This window comes from Vibrio sp. V39_P1S14PM300, from assembly GCF_009904765.1.
Taxonomy (GTDB): domain Bacteria; phylum Pseudomonadota; class Gammaproteobacteria; order Enterobacterales; family Vibrionaceae; genus Vibrio; species Vibrio proteolyticus.
The window spans coordinates 1-7,901 of record NZ_WXWP01000289.1 but is presented as its reverse complement, the minus strand read 5'-3'; the positions used below and the strand labels follow the sequence as shown (position 1 = coordinate 7,901).

Genomic DNA, 7,901 nt, shown 5'->3' with positions numbered 1-7,901 from the left:
CTATCTGATAGTGAGTGGTTGGCACCCCATTAGCCTTTCGAACTTTGCTATGAATGACCCCTTCCAGACGCTTTTTCAGTTGTCGAATCGCGTAACGAACCTGATCGCTTGAAAGACAGAGCTCTTCACCGAGCTCGTCATTAGATTTATAAAACCACTCTCCATCCGGTTTAGTACTGGACCAAAACACCAATTGAGACAGTACCGCCGCATGAGTATGGTTGCCTTCACAGAACTTAATGTAAGGACGAGGTGTGCTTATCACCGAACCCTGACCAGATAGCTCTCGCACAACATCAAACAATCTAGTCATGACAAACCTCTTCCTTCTTCAACGTCCAGAATACAGGGCGTTTTATACGACTTCCCCTATACCAACATATCCAGGCATATTCAGAGTTATCGCTACCACCATGAACAAATGACGGGCGTGGAGTAAGGATGAGCAAGTTAGTCCAAGGGAATGAACGCCAAAAGTCTGCGCGCTGTTTACTACCCAACATGGAAAGGCGTAAGAGAAAACACATAGTGCCATCGTCAGCCAAATCGCGAGTCATGGCCGTCGCGATGAATTCCTGCGCAAGGCTAAACGGCGGATTGGTAACAATCACATCCGCACTCATATCCTTTTTCGGGTTCAGGTAGTCTATGCCTTCAGCCAGCTCGGCGTATTTAACCTGGTGACCAGCAGGGAACTCACTGGTAATGCGGCCATCACCACGACAAGGTTCCGATAGAACATCACCTTCTCGAAACTCAATACAGTCCAGTAATGCTTTGACGCACCATGACGGGGTTGGATAAAAGTCACGCTCAATACGTTCTCTAGCCATGAGCCACCTCCCCACTAAATTCACAATTCGGGGATACCCAAAGGCACTCTTGTCGAATCCCAGTACCCTTACCTGCAGAAATACGCGCTGACTTTGTTTCTTTACGCCAACTGGACAAATAGTCGTTGTAAAGATCAGAGTCATACCCAGACAACACCACTTTTCCTTTCAAAGACATCAAACACTGAAGAAGAGACTCGTGATCAGCCTCGGTCATTTCGTGTTGATAAACACTTTTTGCAGAGTTTAATTTTCGTGTTTCCAACATATATGGCGGATCCACATAGAACAGAGTTTCTTCGCCGTCGTGATAGCGGATACAGTCATTGGCTGGTCTATTCTCGATGTTTACCCCTTGCAGACGTTCACAAACAAATTTCAGTACATCAGGGTAACTACTCCAAACATGAGCACTTGTTCTGTGTTGGCGCTTTGCTTCACATCGAAAACCCGTGGGGTGAAAAGTTGCAGCCCCAGAACCAAACCCCATAGCACTGCGAACAATAGTTCTTCGCGCTCTCTCTATTGGGTCATTTGACTTCTGGTAAGCCAATTTAAACTCATCACGACTGTATGGCGTTAAATGACAAAGTTCGATTAATCGATGTGCTTGTTTTTCGTTACGAAGGACATTGAAAAGATTGAAAATGTCACTATCGAGGTCGTTGTATACTTCACCATGTACACGTTCTTTTTGGAGTAACACGGACGCTGCTCCCGAGAATGGTTCAACGTAGCAACGATGAGAAGGGAAATGACTCATTATCCATTTTGCCAAGCGAAACTTCCCCCCGTGGTAGCGTAATACGGGTGTATATAGGCTTCCCATCAAACAGCCCTCCCCTCATACACAGCTGTCACGTATAAGCGCTTTGCCTCGAACAAATCCGCCAGCTCATCGTGCGTGATTTCTGTACGCATCCCCTTTTCCACCTTGAACAAACGCCATTGGTGGTTCTCTATACGGGCGCTTAGTGTTATTCTTCCCATCACTGCTTCTCCGAAGTGGTATGTGAAATTTCCTCGCAAGGTTTTTCACTCGGCTTTAAACCGTTGCCGCGGTTTAAAGCCAACTCATTCTCTTCATCTAAGACGCGCAAGTGTCGCTCACACTTCTCTTTCAGAAACTGAATCTGCTCCCGCTCAAATGTCTCTGTACTCTGACCTTGATGTGATGCAACTCGACAAGTGTTTAACGTCATCATCGACATCTGCTCTACCGTTTCCCAAAACGCTCTTGTCTTCATTTTTCCTCCGAATACAAACTGTCTAACTTGAGCATGAATGTTTCGAACATCGCCTGATACTCGTTCTTCAGTGCTTTTATCACTTTGCGTTCCCGGGCATCAAAAACACCATCGGCCTTTGCTTCATTGATCGTTTTGTCTAAAACACCTTTAACTGCATTCAGTTGAAGGTGGCAATCAAACATATCCACGTTATCCAGTTCAGCCGGAATTGGCTTCTCGATAACCATGTGCCCTACCCGCTCCGCGAAATACTCAGCTACATAGGTGGATTCCGTTAGGTCTGCCATCTCCACCAGCTCATCTACGCTGAAGAAACGAGAGCCCTTTTTCTCGTATAAGTGGTTGTTAAAACTGTCTACCGACATACCAAGAACAGCAGCAACTGCTTCTCGCCCTCCGGTTACGCCAGCGATGGTTTTGCTAACCATCTCTTTCTTATTCACCATTTACTCCTTTGATTGGTGGTTAAACATTTTCAAAAAGTCTGAAAGAATTAACTTATCGAGGTAATTTCAGTAGCTGGTCTTTCTTGTACTGACCGTTGGATAAGTCTTCTATTTGTTCTGCATAGTTTGTTTCACCGGTGTACTCCGTCCGTGGCAGAACTCCCCTCGCACTCCATTTGTAAACTGCACGGACACTGACCTGACATCGCTCAGCGATTTTTTGAGAACCAATTGAGCTAATCGCCTCTTTTAACATACCCTCACCCCAACAAATGAACATTTGGTACATATTATGACGGAACTGATAGTACATGCAAGAGATCTTATTATTGAACCTATGGTTCATAGTGAAAATGTGCGATCAGACTTCTCCCAAAGGCTCGCACAGGCCTGCAGTAAATCTGGGATTGAAGAACACGGACGCGGAGTCATTCTTGCAAAAAGGCTGGGAGTGACACCTAAAGCTGTAAGCAAGTGGCTAAACGCAGAGTCTATGCCACGTCAAAATAAGATGGCTGAACTAGCTGATTTTTTAGGCGTGAGCTTGTATTGGTTGCAATATGGCAAGGAAGAGCGAGCACATAAAGGAAATGCCGAGATCCTTGGCAATATGCAAGTTTGGGATAGCAGCACACCACTTGGCGATGATGAAGTTGCTATTCCATTTTTGTCGGATGTAAAGCTATCTGCTGGCAATGGATTCGTTACAGAAGCTGAGCACGATAAAGGCTATCGTCTTCGTTTCGCCAAGTCGACCTTACGGAGATATAACGTATCCCCAGAAAACGCTAAGTGTGTCGCCGTGCACGGCGATAGTATGGAGCCAGTTTTGCCCGATGGCTCTACTGTTGGTATTGACTGTGGAAACAAGAAACTTACAGATGGAAAGATCTTTGCAATCAACCACAACGGTGAACTGTTTATAAAAAAACTGTATAGCTTGCCCGGCGGAGGGTTAAGAATTTACAGTTTTAATGAGATGGAATACCCACCCAGAGAATATACAGAACAACAGATACAAGAGCAGAAGATTACTATTGTAGGCCGCGTGTTCTGGTACTCCGTTCTTCTATAACTGCTTATTGATGGATAAATAATGGAAAAATTTAAATGGTTTTTAGCATCATTGTTAATGGCTATATCTATTTCATTAGTTTCTCTCGTCATCGCCGTTGTTAATTTTTCTGCTGGCTTTGGTGTATTGATTTGGCTAATAGCCACAGTATTAGCAATTCTATTTTCCATAAAATTTTGGAAGAAAAAAGTTACAGCACAGCCAAAACTTAAGCCAGGCGAAAATCGTTGGCAAGGTTGGGAAAAGGTAGACTCTGTCACCATTTCTCCATATAGCGAAACTCATGACGATGAAGCCATTCGACTATTTAATACGAAGCCTTGGGACAAGCGAAATGACATACTGTGGCAAGGAAAACGTAAAGCTACCATTGTATATTCCGATCGAAATGGTGAAGTAACAGAACGAGATATTACCATCTACGGTATTATGCCAAACTATTATGGTGAACTGACTATCAGAGCTATGTGCCACATGAGAGATGATTGGCGTACGTTTTATACAGATAAAATAGTCCAAATAACAACTGCCAGACACAAAACATATTGTGACTTTTCAGAATACATGAGTACAGAACTCGGTATTTAAGCATCTAGTTACTCAACATTTAAGACCGCCTTTATGGCGGTTTTTTTATCCCTACAAGTTCACACATTCAAAAATGAACTTTTAGTACTTTACAACAATTGTACTTATGGTACATTTACTTCGTTCATTTAGTTCACGAACTAACAGCGAGGAAAACACATGTCAAAGCAAGAAGCAGGCAACCTCAGTCTTGAGGACCGCACCACCAACTTCCCGAAACTCATGCAACAGCTAGACGGAGGGGTGATTTCTAATGTCGTTGGTTTGGCGCTATCGAACGTCGCCCGTGCTGTCTCATACAGCGACAAGCAAGGGAATGTGAAGATGGATCTCAAGCTAAAACCGATGGGTACCAACAATGAAATGGTCGAAATCACCGTCAACATGTCGGTAAAAGAGCCCAAAACAGGCTTCGGTACCAAAAGCGAAGACTTCCAGTACACCTCAATCGCATACGTAGGGAAAGGCGGCAAACTGACCTACGACCGACCAAAAGAAGATATTCACGGCCAAGTCGTTATTGAAGATTCAATGCTTCGCGAAGTTCGTAACTGATAACCAAGAAACCAATAACCTGAAGAGAGTAACCCCATGACTATGGATAAATCTGCAATCCAGCAAATTCAAGAAACAGCCAACACTAAAGAGTTTTTGAAACAATTAAGCCAAGCAGGCTTTCCTATTGCGGCGCTGCCGTCATCATTTACCTTGCACGACTTAGAAGAATTCATGCCGAACCGAAACTACTTCCGTGGTGTTATGAACACAGCGAACATTGACGAATTCGTTCGGTACCATGAAGAGTACCAAACAGAAGGTAATCTTTGCTTTATTCGCACAGAGCAAATGTCAGCTCTTACTATCTTTGACTTGGGGACACACAACATACCTGGTCACTGCAAACACCAAGCCAAACTAACTCTCCGTAAAACAGCTGCTTATAGAGCCCTGCTCTCATTTAACGAAGAGCGTTTAAGTCAAAAGAAACTAGCTGAATTTATTGAGGACTACCGCGATTTCCTTCAGATATTTTCGACAGCAGGCGAGCTGATTGAAAACTCGGTGGCGTCAGCGGCTGTACGTAACATGAAATTCGAAGCAAAGGCTGGGCGTGAATCAAGTGTAGATGATTTCAGTCAGCATCAATCTGAATACGAGTCAGTAGCTGTTCGTACAAAAGAAGACTTCCCTATGCCTGCGGTATTCAAGTTCACGTGTGAACCTTACGTCGGGCTCGATACTCGTGCGTTTGAAATGCGTATGAGCACCATTGGCAATGAAACCCTTCTCTTACGGATCAAAAAACACGAGCAGCATGAAGAGGAAATGGGTGAAGAGTTCCAGGCGAAACTTCAAGAGCAATTCAGATCAGACAGTATCGAAATCAGTACCTTCATCGGGTCCTTCTCTCACTAATTGAACAATCACAGCGCCCTTCTGGCGGGGGCGCAACTTGCGAGGAAATATCCATGGCGGCAACCATTGATACCCAATACGGAAAAGTAACTACATCAGAACCCTACTTCAGTAGACAGCTCTTATGCCAGGTTAGAAACCTGACTCTGGTAAAGCCAGAAAACGAAAGTAACGGCTGGGGAATCAGCCGTGAGTGTCCAGCAGAGATAACCATCACTCCCGAGTTCCTGAACATGTTTGCTCGTGATGCAGCAGCGATTATGTGAGGAAGCAACATGATGGATCACGATGAAATCCAGAAGGCAGTGGAAGGAGTGATGGCTTTACGCCCAAAAAATAGCATTCACCCACAGCTTAAAAAACGAAGCCCTGACGTTGTTAGGCGGCTCAATGAGATCGAGCTTCAACAAGAAATGGCAGCTATTGCAGACGGAGAGCTAAACGGCTCATCGGCATACTTCTTTAGAAACCGACATGCACCGAAGAGCAGCAAGAAGAATCAGCACTTCAATCCCTACTCTGGATTAACAAAGAAATGAATCGGTCAACCACCATACCTTTATGTGTTGGTGGTTGACCATACGATTGTTTGTTCTGTAAATACACACTGCGAGGTGATTAATGAGAATCATCAAACCTAAACAATATCTAGAAGAGTTCTGGCCGGGTTCAGATATCACAAAAGCCACCGTGGTTAACTGGATAAAAACCGGAAAGATACCAGGTACTACCACACCAACGGGCACCTACATGGTAATTGTTAAAGACGATACCAGCCCAGCAGATAAAACCAACGAATTACTAAGCTTTTTGGAGTCTTGATCAGTGGCGGCGCGTCGTAGAAGCAAAGGTACCTCTCATTACCCAGAGTTCCTTTTAAAAGTACAACACAAAGGGAAAACTCGTTTCCGCTTTAAAACGATAGATGGTGCGATGAAGTTGTTTCCTGTAGGAACGACAGAATACCAGGCAATTCAAGCCGCCATGGCGTACAACACAAAGCATCGCTCCTACGATTCCGTATTTAGTTTAGAGTCAACGTCAAAATATAGCTCAGCAACTCAAAGACGCGATCGCTTTGATAAACCTCTAAAAGAGTGGCTGCCAATCGTAATTAATAGAGTAAAATCGGAAGAAGACTTGTCTGCAGGAGTACTGAGCAAGTTCATCAACGAGTGCGCAAAACTGGAAGAAGCTCTGGGCGAAGTGAATACTAAAACACTAACGTTGGCGCACCTAAATCAATTCCTTAGCGATGAGTATGGCGATTCGGCCAAGCGGACATTCAACGGCAAAGTTTCAAACCTAAAAAAGGTTTTCTCTTACTTGGCCGATGAAAGCGCTGTGGACTTCAACTTCATGCTTCAGAAGAAAATGAAGAAGGTTACCAAAGAAGACTTTAAGAAGAAGCGTCGTGATTTAACGGTTTCTGACTATGAGCAGATATACGCTGCTGCCCCTTTGTTCCTGAAGGTCGCAATGTCACTATCACTCCAAACGACTCATGCTGTTAGAGAAGTTTATCGGATTAAGTACAAGATCAGCGAACCAAAGGAAGGCGTTTGTGGCATTGTTTGGTATGACACCACCAAAGAAGTAGACGGTTGCCCGATCTACGGCACCCTCTATATCCATCGCGAAAAAGTGAAGAAGTCAGACTCTTCATTTGTAGCAATACCAGTGACTGAAGCAATAAAAGAGATCGTAGATCTTTCGAAAACCGATCGCCTACTTTGCCCCTACATAGTTCACAAAAAGCCGCCTCCGTCTCAACGTGGGATCGCAAAAGAGTGCACGCACCCTTATCAAGTGCATCACCACAACATCAGCAGAGAGTTCAGCAAAGTGCGAGACAAGATTGGACTTTTTTCTGAGTTAGATAAATCTGAGCGCCCTACTTATCATGAAATTCGTAGGCTATCAGCCAACCTCATTGAGGCTTTGGGTGAAAGCGCCACAATCCGAATGGCTCATGCAAACGAAAAGACCACCAAGATCTATACTGGAAAGAGAGACATTGTTTGGAATGAGGCCACACCAATTACTGTTAAGTTTTGATCCAGTAGAAAATATACAACGAACAGCCTATTAATTCATTTCCCTCCCCTCCGGCACTTTTGCCTATGCATTCTAAATGTGACCAAAGGCAAAATTAGCAGATTACAATCTGTATAATTTTTTGATCGATATCGTAGTTCATTGATTTGATGGAAGTGTTGGTTGTCGCTACAGATAAAAGGTGGCAATCTAGTTGCATATTAAATGGCGTTTGGCTGTCTAAATAGCGTTATGT

The 7,901-nt window shown here is 44.1% G+C and carries 12 protein-coding genes and 1 pseudogene; 8 read left to right on the top strand and 5 right to left on the bottom strand.

What is annotated here, in order from left to right; all coding sequences use genetic code 11:
* The 5 genes and pseudogenes from CAG65_RS14830 to CAG65_RS14810 all read right to left on the bottom strand — a co-directional run.
* A pseudogene (locus CAG65_RS14830) lies at positions 1–313 on the bottom strand (ATPase); the annotation flags it as partial.
* On the bottom strand, positions 306–833 hold the full coding sequence (locus CAG65_RS14825; RefSeq protein ID WP_161454145.1) for a DNA methyltransferase: 528 nt from the start codon (positions 831–833) through the stop codon (positions 306–308). The gene CAG65_RS14825 and the pseudogene CAG65_RS14830, both read right to left, overlap by 8 nt.
* A complete protein-coding gene (locus tag CAG65_RS14820) occupies positions 826–1,662 on the bottom strand; it encodes a DNA adenine methylase (protein ID WP_161454147.1) in 837 nt (278 codons plus the stop codon). The genes CAG65_RS14825 and CAG65_RS14820 overlap by 8 nt, the downstream gene beginning before the upstream one ends.
* Positions 1,663–1,822: 160 nt before the next feature.
* Positions 1,823–2,080 (bottom strand): hypothetical protein, encoded by a 258-nt coding sequence (locus CAG65_RS14815; protein WP_161454144.1) that lies wholly within the window; start codon positions 2,078–2,080, stop codon positions 1,823–1,825.
* Positions 2,077–2,529, bottom strand: coding sequence for a YmfL family putative regulatory protein (locus CAG65_RS14810; RefSeq protein WP_161454143.1), 453 nt, complete (start codon positions 2,527–2,529; stop codon positions 2,077–2,079). The genes CAG65_RS14815 and CAG65_RS14810 overlap by 4 nt, the downstream gene beginning before the upstream one ends.
* A gap of 292 nt (positions 2,530–2,821) precedes the next feature.
* On the opposite strand from CAG65_RS14810, the gene CAG65_RS14805 reads away from it, so the two are divergent.
* From CAG65_RS14805 to CAG65_RS14770, 8 genes are all read left to right on the top strand, one after another.
* Entirely contained in the window at positions 2,822–3,604 is a 783-nt protein-coding gene (locus tag CAG65_RS14805) for a LexA family transcriptional regulator (RefSeq protein ID WP_161454142.1), read from the top strand.
* Positions 3,605–3,625: 21 nt separating this feature from the next.
* Positions 3,626–4,192, top strand: coding sequence for a WYL domain-containing protein (locus CAG65_RS14800; protein ID WP_161454141.1), 567 nt, complete (start codon positions 3,626–3,628; stop codon positions 4,190–4,192).
* A gap of 159 nt (positions 4,193–4,351) precedes the next feature.
* Positions 4,352–4,747, top strand: a complete 396-nt coding sequence (locus tag CAG65_RS14795) for a hypothetical protein (protein WP_161454140.1) — start codon at positions 4,352–4,354, stop codon at positions 4,745–4,747.
* Positions 4,748–4,783: 36 nt separating this feature from the next.
* Positions 4,784–5,608, top strand: coding sequence for a DUF2303 family protein (locus tag CAG65_RS14790; protein WP_237668826.1), 825 nt, complete (start codon positions 4,784–4,786; stop codon positions 5,606–5,608).
* A gap of 53 nt (positions 5,609–5,661) precedes the next feature.
* Positions 5,662–5,874: a hypothetical protein gene (locus tag CAG65_RS14785; protein WP_161448383.1), complete on the top strand. Its 213-nt coding sequence runs from the start codon at positions 5,662–5,664 to the stop codon at positions 5,872–5,874.
* Between the two features lie 9 nt (positions 5,875–5,883).
* Positions 5,884–6,147, top strand: coding sequence for a hypothetical protein (locus tag CAG65_RS14780; protein ID WP_161454139.1), 264 nt, complete (start codon positions 5,884–5,886; stop codon positions 6,145–6,147).
* A gap of 82 nt (positions 6,148–6,229) precedes the next feature.
* On the top strand, positions 6,230–6,430 hold the full coding sequence (locus CAG65_RS14775; protein WP_161448380.1) for a hypothetical protein: 201 nt from the start codon (positions 6,230–6,232) through the stop codon (positions 6,428–6,430).
* A 3-nt stretch (positions 6,431–6,433) separates the two neighbouring features.
* Entirely contained in the window at positions 6,434–7,666 is a 1,233-nt protein-coding gene (locus CAG65_RS14770; RefSeq protein WP_161454138.1) for an integrase, read from the top strand.
* The last annotated feature ends 235 nt before the right edge of the window (positions 7,667–7,901 follow it).

Bases quoted from the DNA above. Each gene is read 5' to 3' on its own strand.
- CAG65_RS14825 (WP_161454145.1), bottom strand. From the start codon at position 833: ATGGCTAGAGAACGTATTGAGCGTGACTTTTATCCAACCCCGTCATGG.
- CAG65_RS14820 (WP_161454147.1), bottom strand. From the start codon at position 1,662: ATGGGAAGCCTATATACACCCGTATTACGCTACCACGGGGGGAAGTTT.
- CAG65_RS14815 (WP_161454144.1), bottom strand. From the start codon at position 2,080: ATGAAGACAAGAGCGTTTTGGGAAACGGTAGAGCAGATGTCGATGATG.
- CAG65_RS14810 (WP_161454143.1), bottom strand. From the start codon at position 2,529: ATGGTGAATAAGAAAGAGATGGTTAGCAAAACCATCGCTGGCGTAACC.
- CAG65_RS14805 (WP_161454142.1), top strand. From the start codon at position 2,822: ATGACGGAACTGATAGTACATGCAAGAGATCTTATTATTGAACCTATG.
- CAG65_RS14800 (WP_161454141.1), top strand. From the start codon at position 3,626: ATGGAAAAATTTAAATGGTTTTTAGCATCATTGTTAATGGCTATATCT.
- CAG65_RS14795 (WP_161454140.1), top strand. From the start codon at position 4,352: ATGTCAAAGCAAGAAGCAGGCAACCTCAGTCTTGAGGACCGCACCACC.
- CAG65_RS14790 (WP_237668826.1), top strand. From the start codon at position 4,784: ATGACTATGGATAAATCTGCAATCCAGCAAATTCAAGAAACAGCCAAC.
- CAG65_RS14785 (WP_161448383.1), top strand. From the start codon at position 5,662: ATGGCGGCAACCATTGATACCCAATACGGAAAAGTAACTACATCAGAA.
- CAG65_RS14780 (WP_161454139.1), top strand. From the start codon at position 5,884: ATGATGGATCACGATGAAATCCAGAAGGCAGTGGAAGGAGTGATGGCT.
- CAG65_RS14775 (WP_161448380.1), top strand. From the start codon at position 6,230: ATGAGAATCATCAAACCTAAACAATATCTAGAAGAGTTCTGGCCGGGT.